18 protein-coding genes are annotated in these 16,125 nt (G+C 62.1%); 15 read left to right on the plus strand and 3 right to left on the minus strand.

What is annotated here, in order from left to right; translation table 11 throughout:
- The first annotated feature begins 8 nt into the window (after positions 1-8).
- From ACSQ84_RS32040 to ACSQ84_RS32055, 4 genes are all read left to right on the plus strand, one after another.
- Positions 9-836 carry a sterol desaturase family protein gene (locus ACSQ84_RS32040; protein ID WP_436215733.1) on the plus strand — a complete coding sequence of 276 codons (828 nt, stop codon included), beginning with the start codon at positions 9-11 and terminating at the stop codon, positions 834-836.
- Positions 837-992: 156 nt separating this feature from the next.
- Positions 993-1,808, plus strand: a complete 816-nt coding sequence (gene cpaB / locus ACSQ84_RS32045) for a Flp pilus assembly protein CpaB (protein WP_436215734.1) — start codon at positions 993-995, stop codon at positions 1,806-1,808.
- A 115-nt stretch (positions 1,809-1,923) separates the two neighbouring features.
- On the plus strand, positions 1,924-2,457 hold the full coding sequence (locus tag ACSQ84_RS32050) for a TadE/TadG family type IV pilus assembly protein (protein WP_436215735.1): 534 nt from the start codon (positions 1,924-1,926) through the stop codon (positions 2,455-2,457).
- Between the two features lie 67 nt (positions 2,458-2,524).
- Positions 2,525-3,115, plus strand: a complete 591-nt coding sequence (locus tag ACSQ84_RS32055; protein WP_436215736.1) for a TadE/TadG family type IV pilus assembly protein — start codon at positions 2,525-2,527, stop codon at positions 3,113-3,115.
- Positions 3,116-3,238: 123 nt separating this feature from the next.
- Here the strand turns inward: ACSQ84_RS32055 and ACSQ84_RS32060 are convergent, their stop codons facing one another.
- The 3 genes from ACSQ84_RS32060 to ACSQ84_RS32070 all read right to left on the minus strand — a co-directional run bounded on the left by ACSQ84_RS32060 (position 3,239) and on the right by ACSQ84_RS32070 (position 5,468).
- Positions 3,239-3,451 (minus strand): cold-shock protein, encoded by a 213-nt coding sequence (locus ACSQ84_RS32060; protein WP_002714433.1) that lies wholly within the window; start codon positions 3,449-3,451, stop codon positions 3,239-3,241.
- A 268-nt stretch (positions 3,452-3,719) separates the two neighbouring features.
- Positions 3,720-4,004: a translation initiation factor IF-1 gene (infA, locus tag ACSQ84_RS32065; protein WP_025588295.1), complete on the minus strand. Its 285-nt coding sequence runs from the start codon at positions 4,002-4,004 to the stop codon at positions 3,720-3,722.
- A gap of 24 nt (positions 4,005-4,028) precedes the next feature.
- The gene (locus tag ACSQ84_RS32070; protein ID WP_436215737.1) at positions 4,029-5,468 is read right to left on the minus strand and encodes a DEAD/DEAH box helicase; all 1,440 of its coding nucleotides are present in this window, start codon (positions 5,466-5,468) and stop codon (positions 4,029-4,031) included.
- A gap of 573 nt (positions 5,469-6,041) precedes the next feature.
- On the opposite strand from ACSQ84_RS32070, the gene urtA reads away from it, so the two are divergent.
- From urtA to ACSQ84_RS32125, 11 genes are all read left to right on the plus strand, one after another.
- Entirely contained in the window at positions 6,042-7,358 is a 1,317-nt protein-coding gene (urtA, locus tag ACSQ84_RS32075; RefSeq protein WP_436215738.1) for an urea ABC transporter substrate-binding protein, read from the plus strand.
- 90 nt (positions 7,359-7,448) lie between these two features.
- A complete protein-coding gene (gene urtB / locus ACSQ84_RS32080) occupies positions 7,449-9,062 on the plus strand; it encodes an urea ABC transporter permease subunit UrtB (RefSeq protein WP_436215739.1) in 1,614 nt (537 codons plus the stop codon).
- A 229-nt stretch (positions 9,063-9,291) separates the two neighbouring features.
- Positions 9,292-10,455: an urea ABC transporter permease subunit UrtC gene (urtC, locus tag ACSQ84_RS32085; protein WP_436215740.1), complete on the plus strand. Its 1,164-nt coding sequence runs from the start codon at positions 9,292-9,294 to the stop codon at positions 10,453-10,455.
- A gap of 4 nt (positions 10,456-10,459) precedes the next feature.
- The gene (gene urtD / locus ACSQ84_RS32090) at positions 10,460-11,221 is read left to right on the plus strand and encodes an urea ABC transporter ATP-binding protein UrtD (RefSeq protein WP_436215741.1); all 762 of its coding nucleotides are present in this window, start codon (positions 10,460-10,462) and stop codon (positions 11,219-11,221) included.
- A gap of 3 nt (positions 11,222-11,224) precedes the next feature.
- The gene (gene urtE / locus ACSQ84_RS32095; protein ID WP_436215742.1) at positions 11,225-11,920 is read left to right on the plus strand and encodes an urea ABC transporter ATP-binding subunit UrtE; all 696 of its coding nucleotides are present in this window, start codon (positions 11,225-11,227) and stop codon (positions 11,918-11,920) included.
- Between the two features lie 43 nt (positions 11,921-11,963).
- Positions 11,964-12,800: an urease accessory protein UreD gene (locus tag ACSQ84_RS32100; RefSeq protein ID WP_436215743.1), complete on the plus strand. Its 837-nt coding sequence runs from the start codon at positions 11,964-11,966 to the stop codon at positions 12,798-12,800.
- Between the two features lie 57 nt (positions 12,801-12,857).
- The gene (locus ACSQ84_RS32105) at positions 12,858-13,160 is read left to right on the plus strand and encodes an urease subunit gamma (RefSeq protein WP_291854211.1); all 303 of its coding nucleotides are present in this window, start codon (positions 12,858-12,860) and stop codon (positions 13,158-13,160) included.
- 112 nt (positions 13,161-13,272) lie between these two features.
- Positions 13,273-13,578 carry an urease subunit beta gene (locus tag ACSQ84_RS32110; protein WP_436215744.1) on the plus strand — a complete coding sequence of 102 codons (306 nt, stop codon included), beginning with the start codon at positions 13,273-13,275 and terminating at the stop codon, positions 13,576-13,578.
- 157 nt (positions 13,579-13,735) lie between these two features.
- A complete protein-coding gene (gene ureC, locus ACSQ84_RS32115) occupies positions 13,736-15,448 on the plus strand; it encodes an urease subunit alpha (RefSeq protein WP_436215745.1) in 1,713 nt (570 codons plus the stop codon).
- A gap of 49 nt (positions 15,449-15,497) precedes the next feature.
- Positions 15,498-15,797, plus strand: coding sequence for a putative quinol monooxygenase (locus tag ACSQ84_RS32120; protein ID WP_192737171.1), 300 nt, complete (start codon positions 15,498-15,500; stop codon positions 15,795-15,797).
- 25 nt (positions 15,798-15,822) lie between these two features.
- Positions 15,823-16,122 carry a putative quinol monooxygenase gene (locus ACSQ84_RS32125; RefSeq protein WP_436215746.1) on the plus strand — a complete coding sequence of 100 codons (300 nt, stop codon included), beginning with the start codon at positions 15,823-15,825 and terminating at the stop codon, positions 16,120-16,122.
- Positions 16,123-16,125 lie beyond the last annotated feature (3 nt).

The raw sequence follows: 16,125 nt of genomic DNA on the forward strand, positions 1-16,125 counted from the left end.
AAGCGGCCATGTTCCTGGGCCTGGAAATCGTCGAGATGATTGGCCAGACGCTGGCCACGGTGGTGCCGGTGACGCTCGCCCTGGCGCTGGTATTCTCGCCGCTGGCGCATTTTTGGGCCTGCAATCCCGGCCGGCCGTGGTGGCGCAAGCGCGAGCTTGTGACCGACCTCGCGTACTGGTTCCTGGTGCCGCTGTTCGCCCGCGTGTTCCGGATCGGGCTATTGGTGCTCGGCGCCGCCCTGGTGTTCCAAATTCATGACGGCGACGAGCTGATCGCCTTCTATGACAACGGCCATGGGCCGCTGTCGACGCTGCCGCTAGGGCTGCAGGCGGTGCTGTTCCTGGTGCTCGCTGATTTCATGATGTACTGGCTGCACCGCATGTTCCATCGCGGCGGCTTCTGGAAATACCACGCCATCCATCATTCCTCCGAGGATGTGGACTGGATTTCGGCGGCGCGCTTTCACCCCGTCAACCTGCTGCTCGGGACCATCGGGATTGACGTCGCGTTGCTGATGGCGGGTATTTCGCCGAACGTGATGGTGTGGCTTGGCCCCTTCAACATTTTCCATTCGGCGTTCGTTCACGCCAATCTGAACTGGACGCTCGGCCCGTTCAAATACGTGCTTGCCACCCCGGTGTTCCATCGCTGGCACCACACCGCGCCCGGCGAGGGCGGCAACACCAATTTCGCGGGGACCTTTCCGCTCTGGGACATCCTGTTTGGAACCTTCCGGATGCCCAAAGACCGTTTGCCGGATAATTACGGCGTCGACGATCAGTCGACCTTCCCGAGCGAGATCGCCGGGCAAATGGCCTATCCATTCCGGAAATAGGCAGGGAACGCGAACCGTCGGGCGTCAAACCGGCTCCCGACGCCGGGGTTTGCCAACGCGACTTCGGTGCGCTCCTTTAACCTTGCTTTGACCAATAACTGGCTAGACTCGCTTTGGCGCCGGAGACGTCGCCGCGTCATGTATGAGTAAAAGCGTATGAACACCGCCCGAATTGTCGTTCTGGCCATCGCAATCAGTGCTGGCGGTGTTGCCGCATACCTTGCGAGTGGTACCGATAAAGAAGCTTCCGAACCGGTCGCCGTGGTACCACAACTGCCGACGGTGGATGTGCTCGTGGCCAAGGATGATATCGGCCTTGGCCAGACCGTCGCCGCCGAAAATCTACAGTGGCAGACCTGGACCGAGTCGTCTTCAAGCGGCAACTTCATTCGCAAGAAAGACCGGCCCGAGGCCATCACCCAAATCGTTGGCTCCATCGCCCGCATGCCGTTCATCGCGGGGGAGCCGATCCGCGAGCAGAAGCTGGTCAAGGCGAACGGCTCGGGATTCATGGCAGCCATTCTGCCGACCGGAATGCGGGCCGTCTCGACTGAAATCTCGGCCGAAACCGGCGCGGGCGGCTTCATTCTGCCGAACGATCGCGTCGATGTCATTCTGTCGAAGCGCGAGAAGCAGGCGAATCCCGATGCCGCGGGGCAGGCGCCCGATATTATCTCTTCCCAAACCGTTCTGACCAATGTCCGCGTTCTCGCCATCGACCAGGCCCCCAAGGAAAAAGAGGGGCAAAACGCGGTGCTGGGAAAGACGGCAACGCTGGAGATGACGCCCGATGACGTCGAGATTTTGGGAAAGGCGCGCCTGAGCGGGAGCCTGTCACTGGCGTTGCGCAGCATCACAGACAGCAAGACGACCGCCGTTACTTCAACCGGCAACAGCAAACTGGTCACGGTTTACCGCGGCAGCAGCGGCACCGATGTGCTGAGCTGCACGCCGCTTTGCGCCCGGCGGTAGACGGTTAACGTCCGCTTAACGGCGCGAGCCGTTCTGCTTCGATCCGGCGAAACACTTCGACAATCTGTTTCGGCTATTTGTTGCGGCAGTTCCGCTCGGGCCTGAGGTCGCTTCGATGCCGTCGCATATCCGCTCCGTCAGCCAGTTGCTTCGCCGTTTTCGCCGCAACCGCGGTGGCTCGGCCGTCGTCGAGTTCGCGCTGGTCGCGCCGATGTTCTTTGCGCTGCTGTTTGCGATCATCGAGACGGCATTGATGTTCTTTGCCAGCCAGGTGCTCGAGACCGTGACGCAGGATTCGGCGCGCATGATCATGACCGGTCAGGCGCAGAGCGCTGCCTACACCCAGGTGCAGTTCAAGAACTATGTCTGCGGCAAGGTTGCCGCGCTGTTCGATTGCGCGAAAATCTCCGTTGACGTGCAGAGCTATCCCCAGTTCAGCAACGTCAACGTCTCCAATCCGATCGACGCCAGCAAGAATTTCGTGCCGCCGAACAATTACAGCCCGGGCGGCCCCGGCGACATCGTCATGGTGCGGCTATTCTATGAATGGCCGATCCTGGTCACCAAGTTCGGCTATGACATTTCGAATCTGAGCGGCAGCAAGCGGCTGCTGAGCGGAACCGCCGCATTCCAGAATGAACCTTTCTAAGGCGTTTTCAGGCCAAGTGGACCCGGTTTTCGTCAAGACAACGGGTCAAGGGAAGATAGGCATCGCGATGAGTCTGATGAGCAGGATCTGGCTTCGCATGCGGCGCTCGGCGCTCGATCTGTCCGGCGATACCAGGGGAATCGCGGCCGTCGAGTTCGCCATGGTGGTGCCGCTGATGCTGGTGCTGTTTTTCGGCACAGTCGAGTTTTCGTCCGGCATCGCGGTCGACCGCAAGGTGACGTTGATGGCGCGAACGCTGTCCGATCTGACGTCGCAGAACGTCTCGGTCACCAGCACCCAGTTGAATAACATATTCAACGCCAGCACCAGCATCATGACGCCCTATCCCGCCTCGGAAGTGAATGCCAGGATCGTGGAGCTCTACGTCGACGCGAATCTTTCCGTGAAGCAAATTTGGTCCGCCACGTCGGGAGCGGCGCCGCCATCGGGTACCGTGACGATACCGGCCGCGCTCAAGGTCGCCGATACCTATCTGATCTATAGCGAGGTCAGCTACAATTATAAGCCCGCGATCGGCTATGTGATGACAAAAACCGGAATCAACTTGACCGATTTCACCTATACCCGTCCACGCCAGTCGCAGTGCGTTTTCAATCCGCCACCCAGTTCATCCTCGACTGGCTGCCCGAAATCATAGGCCGCCGCGCCGCAAGGATCGCGACGGCGCTACGCATGCAAGAAAAAAGGCCGCGCCATGGGCGCGGCCTTTTGTCATTTCGAAGCAATTTTCAAGGGCGCACCGGGCGTCCTGAAAAATCGCTCATCCAGCGGCGCGAAGATTGTCGGCCGAAGATTTGCCAGAGCGACGATCGGCCACGATTTCGTAGCTGATCTTCTGGCCTTCACGCAGCGTACCAAGACCGGCACGTTCGACAGCGCTGATGTGCACGAACACGTCATTGCCGCCGTCATCCGGCTGGATGAAGCCATAGCCCTTGGTTGCGTTAAACCACTTCACGGTTCCCATGCTCACGGGGGTAGTCCCTTCTCGGATATACTAGTCGTAGCCCACCTCTCGACGGGCTGGTGAGATCGAATTTTTGGAAGGGTCGTCAGCGTCTAAACCGGCTGTACCGGTGGATAGCTAATGTCGTCCGGCCGAAAATCGATCACCAATATTATTCGATCAAGGGGTCCAAAACAATCCTGACGTGCACGATTTTTTGAACAGGGCAAGCCCGGTCCATCGCGCACCGACATCAGCTGTCGGGCACGATGGCAATCGGTCGTTACAAAGCCTGTTACCGGCGGCGGAACTGGCCGCCGCGCGGCGGTGCACCACGCGGGGCACCGGTCGAGGGACGCTCGTCCTTGTGACGGAAAATCAGCCGGCCCTTCTCCAGATCATAGGGTGACATTTCGATCGTGACCCGATCGCCTGCCAGCGTCTTGATCCGGTTCTTCTTCATCTTGCCCGCGGTGTAGGCAACAATCTCGTGTCCTGCATCGAGCTGCACGCGGTAGCGCGCGTCGGGGAGGATTTCGGTCACCAGTCCTTCGAACTGGATCAGCTCTTCTTTAGCCATATTTGTCTCCAGATCGATCGAGGCTTAGCGCTGCGGCCGATGGGTACGGTTGGGTTGGGTATTCGGGCGGCTCTCGCGATGCAAGAAGGCGACGCCTTGAATGCCTTCGCTGTTGCCACCCTGCGCCGGACGCGGCGACTCATGCCGGGTCGGCTGCGGCGCGGCATTATTACCACCTCCGCGGCGGGGACGGCGAGGGCCTTTTGAGCCCGGTGCCGCTTCATTCGACCGGCCGCCATGACTGTGGCCATGGGAGTGGCCACGCGGCGCGGACCGTGCGCCACGGTTCTGGGACGGCTTTTGGGACGGTGCGGGCGCGGTATCGCGCGTGCCGGGCGTGCGGCGGTCTTCGCGGGGCAGCACCACGCGGATCAGCCGCTCGATGTCGCGCAGGTAGCCCATTTCCTCGGCGCCTGCGATCAGCGAGATCGCAACGCCCTCGGCGCCGGCGCGCGCGGTGCGGCCGATGCGGTGGACATAGGTTTCCGGCACGTTGGGCAGGTCGAAATTGAACACATGGCTGATGCCGTCGACGTCGATGCCGCGGGCGGCGATGTCGGTGGCGACCAGGGTGCGGATCTCGCCGGAGCGGAACGATGCCAGTGCCCGCTCGCGGTTGTTCTGCGACTTGTTGCCGTGGATGGCGTCGGCCCGGATGCCAACCTTGGCGAGGCCCTTCACCACCTTGTCGGCGCCATGCTTGGTGCGGGTGAAGATCAGCGCGCGGTCGACCGGCTCCTGCTTCAGGAACTGGGCCAGGATCCCCGCTTTGGCGGCGAAATCGACCTGGATGATGCGCTGGGTGATGCGCTCGACGGTGGAGGCCACCGGCGTCACCGCGACGCGGGCGGGATCGCGCAGCATCGCTTCGGCGAGCTCGGCGATGTCCTTCGGCATGGTGGCCGAGAAGAACAGCGTCTGCCGCTTGATCGGCAGCTTGCCGACGATTTTGCGGATATCATTGATGAAGCCCATGTCGAGCATGCGGTCGGCTTCGTCGAGCACTAGGAACTCGACCTGATTGAGCTTCAACCCGTTGCTCTGCACGAGGTCGAGCAGGCGGCCGGGGGTGGCCACTAGGACTTCGACGCCCTGCATGAGGGAGCGGACCTGACGGCCCATCGGCACGCCGCCGATCGCCAGCGTCGAGGTCAGGCGGATATGCCGGCCATAGGCGTTGAAGCTGTCGAGGATCTGGCCCGACAATTCGCGGGTCGGCGAGAGCACCAGCACGCGGCAGCTCTTCGGCTGCACCTTGATGCGGTTCTCCAGAATGCGGTGCAGGATCGGCAGCGCGAAGGCTGCGGTCTTGCCGGTGCCGGTCTGGGCGATGCCGACGACGTCGCGTCCGGTCATTGCGAGGGGAACGGTCTGGGCCTGGATGGGTGTGGGGGTAAGGTAATTCTCTTCCTTGAGGGCACGCGAGATGGGATCGGCAAGGCCGAAATCCTGAAAGGAGGTCAAAAGGTGGTTCTTTCCATTATAAAAGGCAGGCGCCCGGCTGATACAGCCAGGAGCGCGCGAGGGGGTGTCTGAGACACCCGCGTGTTTGGGGCGTCGGTTTTGCTAGGCTGAAGGGGCAAGCCAGAAACCGTTGAACGGGATCAGAACACGCGGCTCGCAAGGACCTGATGATTCTCTAGGTCACCGGGCTCATATGGAACATGAACACGGCGCTTTCAAGGTAAATCGCCGGAAATGCTTGGTGCGGTTAAGAAATAGCCGGAAAACTCGCTCGTTCCGGCGGCCTCGGCCGGCTTCCCTGCCACCGTAACGCCAGAATCTCGTGCCGTAAAATTAGCCAAATGGCCTATTTTGCTTAGAAAATAGACTGTTTGCCGCAAAAGAATACATTTTTTCAGTCCAAAAAATAGGCAGATTTCTCGCCATTTCCGCCGTAAGCGGAGGATTCTGTTGCAATTCTATAGACTTAACCTGTGCCCAGTCCGTGGCATGGTTCTTGCGATTCCATTAATGCAGGCGGCCGTTGGGGCCGTTTCGCAGCGTTTCACGCCTGCGTCAGGGAGATGACATTTCATGCTTACACAACTTACCCACGATATAGCGACGCTGAGCCGCCGTCGTTGGCTGGCAGCGACCGCTGGCCTGGTTTTGGGCCTGGCCGCATTCGGCCCCGCCCAGGCGCAGGAGACCATTAAGGTCGGCGTCCTGCATTCGCTTTCCGGCACCATGGCCATCAGCGAAACCACGCTGAAGGACACCGTCCTGTTCCTGATCGACGAGCAGAACAAGAAGGGCGGCATACTGGGCAAGAAGCTCGAGGCCGTCGTGGTCGATCCGGCGTCGAACTGGCCGCTGTTCGCGGAAAAGGCCCGCGAGCTGATCACCAAGAACAAGGTCTCCGTTGTGTTCGGCTGCTGGACCTCGGTGTCGCGCAAATCCGTGCTGCCGGTGTTCAAGGAGCTCAACAGCATCCTGTTCTACCCCGTGCAGTACGAAGGCGAGGAGAGCGAGCGCAACGTGTTCTACACTGGTGCTGCGCCGAACCAGCAGGCGATCCCCGCGGTCGATTATCTGATGAAGGACGAGAAGGTGAAGCGCTGGGTGCTGGCCGGCACCGACTACGTCTATCCGCGCACCACCAACAAGATCCTCGAGGCCTACTTGAAGTCGAAGGGCGTCAAGCAGGAAGACATCATGATCAACTACACGCCGTTCGGTCATTCGGATTGGCAGACAATCGTGGCCGACATCAAGAAGTTCGGCTCGGCCGGCAAGAAGACCGCTGTGGTCTCCACCATCAACGGCGACGCCAACGTTCCCTTCTACAAGGAACTCGGCAACCAGGGCATCAAGGCGACCGACATTCCGGTTGTCGCATTCTCGGTCGGTGAAGAAGAACTCGCCGGCATCGACACCAAGCCGCTGCTCGGCCATCTGGCCGCCTGGAACTACTTCCAGTCGATCAAGGACCCGGCCAACGAGAAGTTCATCAAGGCCTGGCAGGCCTACACCAAGAATCCGAAGCGCGTGACCAACGATCCGATGGAAGCACACGTCATCGGTTTCGAAATGTGGGTCAAGGCGGTCGAGAAGGTGAAGTCGACCGACGCCGACAAGGTGATCGACGCATTGCCCGGCATCGAAGCCAAGAACCTGACCGGCGGCACCTCCAAGATGCTGCCGAACCATCACATCACCAAGCCGGTGTTCATTGGCGAAATCAAAGCCAACGGCCAGTTCGACGTGGTGTGGAAGACCCCGGGCCTGGTAGCCGGCGACGCATGGTCGAAGGAGCTCGACGGCTCCAAGGACCTGATCGGCGACTGGGTTGGCAAGAAGTGCGGCAACTACAACACCAAGACCAACAAGTGCGGCGGTCAGGGCTCCTGATAGCGCTCTGAGTGCAACAAGAAACTTCCAAGGGAAGACCGGAAGGCGGCGATGTCGCCGCCTTCCTTTTACCTCTGCCGGGGTCGTAAATTGCCTGCCAGTCTCATTGACCGTCTACGCGCACTCGTTGTTTCAATCTTCCTGATCGCTGCCTTCGCCGTGCCGGCGTTGGCCGGTCCGTTCGAGGACGCGGTCGCCAAATTCGCCAATGACGAGTTTTCCGACACCGACGAGGCGATCGGCGCGGTCGCGAACTCAGGCAATCCGCTGGCGTTTACGATCATCAGCGCGCTGGGGGAGGGCCGGCTGTCGGCCGATCCGGAATCCAAGAAAGTCTTCGTCACGCAGGCCGACGGCAAGATCATCGACGCCGCCACCGGCGCCGCCGTCGCCAGCCTGCCCGCGGGCGCCGCCGCCGTCCGTCTCAACAACCGCCTGCGTCGCACCGTGGAGGCCGCGCTTGGCGGCCTGACGCTGTTGTCGCCCGATCCGGCCAAGCGGCTGACGGCCGCGCAATCGGTGTTCAAGAGCCATGAGGAGACCGCCCTTCCGGTCATCGACGGCGCGCTGGCGAAAGAGACCAACAAGGCGGTGAAAGCGGCCTTTGCCGAGGCCCGCGCCGCCATCCTGCTCTACAAGTCCGACGCGTCAGACGCCGAGAAGCTGGAATCCATCGCCATCATCAAGGCGCGCGGCGATCAGGAAGCCCTGGCGCTGCTGACCGGCCTTGGCAGCGACGCGCCGCCGCTGGTGGCGCAGGCCGCAGCCAGCGCCATCACCTCGATTCAGAGTAATCTTGCGATGTGGTCGATGGTGCAGAACGCCTGGTACGGCCTGTCGCTGGGTTCGGTGCTGCTGCTTGCCGCCATCGGGCTGGCGATCACCTTCGGCGTGATGGGTGTCATCAACATGGCCCATGGCGAAATGGTGATGATCGGCGCCTATACCACCTTCGTGGTGCAGGAGATCATCCGCACCAGCTATCCCGGACTGTTCGACTATTCGCTGCTGATGGCGGTCCCGCTCGCCTTCCTGGTCGCCGGCGCGCTCGGCGTCGTGATCGAACGCAGCATCATCCGCTTCCTCTACGGCCGGCCGCTGGAAACGCTGCTGGCGACCTGGGGCCTGTCACTGGTGCTGCAGCAGGCGGTGCGCACCATGTTCGGCCCGACCAACCGCGAGGTCGGCAATCCCAGCTGGATGAGCGGCGCGTTCGAGCTCGGGCAGATCACCATCACCTATAACCGGCTCTGGATCCTCTGCTTCACGCTGGCGGTGTTCGCCGTCCTGCTGGCGATGCTGCGCTACACGGCCCTGGGTCTGGAAATGCGCGCGGTGACGCAGAATCGTCGCATGGCGGCCTCGATGGGCATTGCCACCTCGCGCGTCGATGCACTGACCTTCGGCCTCGGCTCGGGGATCGCCGGGATCGCCGGCGTGGCGCTGTCGCAGATCGACAATGTCAGCCCCAATCTCGGCCAGAGCTACATCATCGACAGCTTCATGGTCGTCGTGTTCGGCGGCGTCGGCAATCTCTGGGGCACGCTGGTCGGCGCCTTCACGCTCGGCATTGCCAACAAGTTCCTGGAGCCGGTCGCCGGTGCCGTGCTCGGCAAGATCGCGATCCTGGTGCTGATCATCCTCTTTATCCAGAAGCGGCCGCGCGGCCTGTTCGCGCTCAAGGGACGGGCGATCGAAGCATGACGCCGCTTACTGCAATGGAATGCTTCACCGCGCCGTGCTCTGACTCCCTCTCCCGCTTGCGGGGGAGGGTAGGGGTGGGGGTGTCGCCACGAGTAACACTCTTCGATTGGAGAGAGCCCCCACCCGCCGCGCTTCGCGCCATAGCCGAAGCTTCGCGTCGGCGTTCTTATCTAAGAACGGTCGCCGAAGGCGACCTATGCTCCCCCGCAAGCGGGAGAGGTGACCGCCGATGACGCCGCATGTCCTCACCCGCTCGCTGGACCGCAGCGCGACCGTCTTCCTGCTGATCGTCGCCGGCCTCGGCGTGCTGATCCCGCTGTCCAACCTGCTGCTGCCATCAGGCTCGATGTTCCAGGTGCCGACCTATCTGGTGGCGCTGTTCGGCAAATATGTCTGCTACGCCATCCTGGCACTCTCGATCGACCTGATCTGGGGCTATTGCGGCATCCTCTCGCTCGGCCATGGCGCGTTCTTCGCGCTCGGTGGTTACGCCATGGGCATGTACCTGATGCGCCAGATCGGCAGCCGTGGCGTCTATGGCAATCCGGTCCTGCCCGATTTCATGGTGTTCCTGAACTACCCGGAGCTGCCCTGGTACTGGTACGGGTTCGACATGTTCTGGTTCGCAGCCTTGATGGTGCTGGTGGTGCCGGGCCTGCTCGCCTTCTGCTTCGGCTGGCTGGCGTTCCGCTCGCGCGTCACCGGTGTTTATCTGTCGATCATCACGCAGGCGATGACCTACGCGCTGCTGCTGGCGTTCTTCCGCAACGACTTTGGCTTCGGCGGCAATAACGGACTGACCGACTTCAAGGATATCCTGGGCTTCAACGTCCAGGCCGACGGCACCCGCGCCGCGCTGTTCATCCTGAGTTGCCTGGCGCTCATCATCGCCTTCCTGATCTGCCGCGCGGTCGTCACCTCCAAACTCGGCAAGGTGCTGATCGCGATCCGCGACGCCGAATCCCGCACGCGATTCCTGGGCTACCGCGTCGAATCCTACAAGCTGTTCGTGTTCGTGCTCTCGGCCTGCATTGCCGGCGTCGCCGGCGCGCTGTATGTGCCGCAGGTCGGCATCATCAATCCCGGCGAATTCGCGCCGGGCAATTCGATCGAGGCGGTGATCTGGGTCGCCGTCGGCGGCCGCGGCACGCTGATCGGGGCGGCGCTCGGCGCCATCGTGGTCAACTACGCCAAAACCGTGTTCACGTCGGGTCCGCTGGCGCCGTACTGGCTGTTCATGCTGGGCGCGCTGTTCATCCTGGTGACGCTGCTGCTGCCCAAGGGCATCATCGGTACCTTCAACGCCTGGTATGAGCCGTGGGGCGCCAAGCGCCTCAACGCCGAAAGCGCCGCGCGCGAAGACGGCGTCAGCGAACCGAAGCCGGCGGAGTGAGCGCATGAACGTCATCGGTACAAGGACGACTTCCGCGCTGCTCTATCTCGACGGCGTGCATGTCTCGTTCGACGGTTTCCACGCCATCAACAATCTGTCGCTGACGCTGGAGCCCGGCGAGATGCGCGCCATCATCGGTCCCAACGGCGCCGGCAAGACCACGATGATGGACATCATCACCGGCAAGACCAAGCCGGATGAGGGCACCGTGCTGTTCGACGGCGTCACCGACCTGACGCGCCTCGACGAGACCCGCATCGCCGAACTCGGCATCGGCCGCAAGTTCCAGAAGCCGACGGTGTTCGAGAGCCAGACCATCGAGGACAATCTGCTGCTGGCGCTCAACGTCGATCACAGCGTGAAAGGCACGCTGTTCTGGCGCGGCAGCAGACCCGAGGCCGAACGCATCGAGCGCGTGCTGGAAACCATTCGCTTGAAGGATTCGCGGAACAAGCTCGCCGGCAGCCTGTCGCACGGCCAGAAGCAATGGCTCGAGATCGGCATGCTGCTGGCGCAGGATCCGAAATTGCTGCTGGTTGACGAGCCGGTCGCCGGCATGACCGACGTCGAGACCCATCAGACCGCCGAGCTGCTCAAGGAAATCAACAAGGACAAGACCGTCATGGTGGTCGAGCACGACATGACCTTCGTGCGCGAACTCGGCGTCAAGGTGACCTGCCTGCACGAAGGCACGGTGCTGGCCGAGGGAACCATTGACCAGGTCTCGCAGAACGATCGCGTGGTCGAAGTGTATCTGGGGCGGTGATCCATGCTGAACGTCGATAACATCAGCCTCTATTACGGCGCGGCGCAGGCGCTGCGCGGCGTCTCGGTCAAGGCCGAGGCCGGCAAGGTGACGTGCGTGCTCGGCCGCAATGGCGTCGGCAAGACCTCGCTGCTCCGCGCGATGGTCGGCCAATACCCGATTGCCTCGGGCTCGATCACCCTCAATGGCGACGACATCACGGGCCTCAAGCCGTATGAGCGCGCCCGCAAAGGCATCGGCTTCGTGCCGCAGGGCCGCGAGATTTTTCCGCTGCTGACGGTGGAGGAAAATCTCAAGACCGGGTTCGGGCCGCTGAAGCGCGACGACCGCAATATTCCCGACGACGTGTTCTCGCTGTTTCCGGTGCTGAATTCGATGCTTGGCCGGCGCGGCGGCGACCTTTCCGGCGGCCAGCAGCAGCAGCTCGCGATCGGCCGGGCGCTGGTGATGCGGCCAAAATTGTTGCTGCTCGACGAGCCGACCGAGGGCATCCAGCCCTCGATTATCAAGGACATCGGCCGCGCCATCTCCTATCTGCGCAGCCTCGGCACCATGGCGATCGTGCTGGTCGAACAATATCTCGACTTTGCCTGCGAGCTCGGCGACAATTTCGCGGTGATGGACCGGGGCGCGGTGAAATATGCGTGCGACCGGAGCGCGATGGATCCCGCCGAGATCAGCCGCCAGATGGCGCTGTAACAGTTAGAGCATTTGTGCCGCGGCGGCCGGTTTTGGGGGACGGATGCGGACCGAAACGACGGGCGCGGCTTCATCGACTTTCGCTGACAACCGAGCCCGGGGCGCGGTCAAATTCGACGTGCGGCTGCAGGACGGCTTCACCCGCCGCGGCGTGTTGCATGAATCCGGCTCACTGCGCGTGCGGTTTCCCTCGCCTGAGGACAGCGGCCTTTCCGGCGTGTTCGTCAACACCGCCGGCGGCATCGCCGGCGGCGACCGCTTCGATATCGATATCAGCGCCGGCGAGGGCGCGCGGCTGACGCTGACCACGGCGGCTGCCGAGAAGGTCTATCGCGCGGCGGGGCCCGCAGCAGCGCTCAACATTGCGCTCAAGGCCGAGGCCGGCGCGCACCTTTCCTGGCTGCCGCAGGAGACCATCCTGTTCGACCGGGCGCGCATCTCACGCCGCATCGATATCGATCTGGCTGAGGACGCCTCGCTTTTGCTGTGCGAAATCGTGGTGTTCGGCCGCGCGGCGATGGGTGAGCGGATGCTGCATGGCGAATTCATCGACCGCTGGCGCTTGCGTCGCGGCGGTCGGCTGGTGTTTGCCGAAACCATTCGGCTCGACGGCGATATCGGCGCGAAGCTCGCACAACCCGCCATCTCCAAAGACGGCGTCGCCATCGGTACCGCACTGATCGTGCCCGGCGACGAGGCCGTGGTGGAGCGGATCCGCGCAGCATCGGAAACGTTCGGCGGCGAGGTCGGAATCTCCGTGTGGAATGGATTTGCAATGGCGCGCTTCTGTGCCCAAGATGCGGCGCGGCTCCGCGCCGACATGATGACCGTGCTCGGCCGCGCCTCCGGCGTGCCGCTGCCAAGACTCTGGCTTAATTAACGTCTCTGGCTCAACTAACGTCTCTGGCTTACCTAGATTAATCACTCGAGTGCCCGCATGAATCTCTCCCCCCGCGAAAAAGACAAGCTGCTGATCTCGATGGCCGCGATGGTGGCGCGCCGCAGGCTGGAGCGCGGCGTCAAGCTCAACCATCCCGAAGCGATCGCGATCATTTCCGACTTCATCGTCGAGGGCGCGCGCGACGGCCGTACCGTCGCCGAACTGATGCAATCAGGCGCGCAGGTCATCACCCGTGCACAGTGCATGGACGGCATTGCCGAGATGATCCACGACATCCAGGTCGAGGCGACGTTTCCGGACGGGACCAAGCTCGTCACCGTGCACGAGCCGATCAGGTGATGTCGTCATTCCGGGGCGGCGCAAAGCGCCGAACCCGGAATCCAGAAGTTATTTTATCTCGAGATTCCGGGTTCGATGCTACGCATCGCCCCGGAATGACGGAGGAGGAAAAATGATCCCCGGTGAACGCTTCATCCAGGACGGCGAGATCGAACTCAATGCCGGTCGCAAGACCGTGACGCTGTCGGTCGCCAATACCGGCGACCGCCCGATCCAGGTCGGCTCGCACTATCATTTCTTCGAGACCAACCCGGCGCTGAAATTCGACCGCAAAAAAGCCCGCGGCATGCGCCTCGACATCGCCGCCGGCACCGCGGTCCGCTTCGAGCCCGGCCAGACCCGCGACGTGCAACTCGTCGCACTCGCCGGCAAACGCGTGATCTACGGCTTTCGCGGCGAGGTGCAGGGGAAGTTGTGAACAGCATTCGCCACGCCCACCGCCGTCATCCTGAGGTGCGCGCTAACTTGAGCGCGCCTCGAAGGATGAGCTACGCGCGCAAACCCAATCATCCTTCGAGGCTCGCCCAAAAGGGCTCGCACCTCAGGATGACGACCTGTTTCCTGGAGCGAACCGCATGTCCGTAAAAATCAAACGTTCCGTCTATGCCGACATGTTCGGGCCCACCACCGGCGACCGGGTGCGGCTGGCCGATACCGATCTCATCATCGAGGTGGAGAAGGATTTCACCATCTATGGCGAGGAGGTGAAGTTCGGCGGCGGCAAGGTGATCCGTGACGGCATGGGCCAGTCGCAGGTCACCAACCGGCAGGGCGCGGCCGATACGGTTATCACCAACGCGCTGATCGTTGATCACTGGGGCATCGTCAAAGCCGACGTCGCGATCAAGGAAGGCATGATCGCCGCCATTGGCAAGGCCGGCAATCCCGACATCCAGCCGGGCGTCACCATCGTGATCGGACCCGGCACCGACATCATCGCGGGCGAAGGAAAAATCCTCACCGCCGGCGGTTTCGACAGCCACATCCATTTCATCTGCCCGCAGCAGATCGAACACGCGCTGATGAGCGGCGTCACCTCGATGCTGGGCGGCGGCACCGGCCCGTCGCACGGCACCTTTGCCACCACCTGTACGCCCGGCCCGTGGCACATGGGGCGGATGATCCAGTCGTTCGATGCCTTCCCGGTCAATCTCGGCATATCGGGCAAGGGCAACGCCTCGCGCCCGGCAGCACTTGTGGAGATGATCAAGGCCGGTGCCTGTGCGCTCAAGCTGCATGAGGATTGGGGCACCACGCCGTCGGCGATCGACAATTGCCTGTCGGTGGCTGATGACTACGACGTCCAGGTGATGCTGCATTCCGACACGCTGAACGAGTCGGGCTTTGTCGAAGATACCGTAAAAGCCTTCAAGGGCCGCACCATCCACGCCTTCCACACCGAAGGCGCCGGCGGCGGCCACGCGCCTGATATTATCAAGATCGCCGGGTTGAAGAACGTGCTGCCGTCCTCGACCAATCCGACGCGGCCATTCACCCGCAATACGATCGACGAACATCTCGACATGCTGATGGTGTGCCACCATCTCGATCCCTCGATCGCGGAAGATCTGGCGTTCGCCGAAAGCCGCATTCGCAAGGAGACCATCGCGGCGGAAGATATTCTGCACGATCTCGGCGCGCTCTCGATGATGTCGTCGGACTCGCAGGCGATGGGCCGGCTCGGCGAAGTCATCATCCGCACCTGGCAGACCGCCGACAAGATGAAGAAGCAGCGCGGCTCGCTGCCCGAGGACAAGGGCAACAACGACAATTTCCGCGTCAAGCGCTACATCGCCAAATACACCATCAATCCCGCGATCGCGCACGGCGTATCGAAGCTGATCGGCTCGGTGGAGAAGGGCAAGATGGCGGATCTGGTGCTGTGGTCGCCGGCGTTCTTCGGCGTCAAGCCGGATTGCATCATCAAGGGCGGCTCGATCGTGGCTGCACCGATGGGCGATCCCAACGCGTCCATTCCGACGCCGCAGCCGGTGCATTATCAGCCGATGTTCGCGGCCTACGGCAAGTCGCTGACCGCATCATCCGTGGTGTTCACGTCCAAGGCCGCGATCACGGGCGGGCTGGCGCGCAAGCTCGGGATCGCCAAAAAGCTTTATCCGGTGAAAAACACCCGGGGCGGCATCTCCAAGAAGAGCATGATCCACAACGGCGCCACCCCCAAGATCGAGGTCGATTCCGAGACCTATGAGGTGCGCGCAGACGGCGAGCTTCTGACCTGCGCGCCGGCCGAGGTCCTGCCCATGGCGCAGCGCTATTTCATGTACTAGGGTTCTGTCCGGGCACGCTTTAGCCAGAACAAAGTCCGGGAGAACTCACGTGATCTACGTCGTTGCCACGCTGACCATCAAGCCTGAAACGCGCGCCGATTTCATCGCGGCGGCCACCGCCTGCATCATGGAAACCCGGAAAGAGCCGGGTAACATCGCCTATGATCTGCATGAAAGCGTCACCGACCATTCCAAGATGGTGTTTGTCGAGCAGTGGGAGAACATGGAGGCGCTGGGGCCGCACCGCACCGCGGAGCACATGAAGACCTTCGGCCGCGTCGCGGTCAAATGCATGAGCGCGCCGCCGAAGATCGAGTACATCACGCCCGAAAAGGTCGAGACCCGCTAAGCAAGAACAACAGGGAGAAAATTCCATGATCTACGTCATCGCCACCACGCCGATGAAGCCGGAAAACAAGGACGACTTCATCAAGGGTCACAAGGCCTGCACCGCCGAAACGCTCAAGGAGAAGGGCTGCCTCTCCTATGAAGGCCATGTCAGCGTCAACAATCCCAATCTGTATGTGGTGGTGGAGCGCTGGGAAACCCGCGACGACCTCAACGCCCATGGCAAGGCGCCGCACATGAAGGTGTGGCGGGAATATTCGTCGCAGATGAAGACCGCGCCGACCGTGATCGAGATCATCAGCGACGGCAAGGTGGAGAAGTTTTAGTGC

The organism is Bradyrhizobium sp. LjRoot220 (assembly GCF_964252915.1).
In the GTDB taxonomy this organism is placed as follows: Bacteria; Pseudomonadota; Alphaproteobacteria; order Rhizobiales; family Xanthobacteraceae; genus Bradyrhizobium.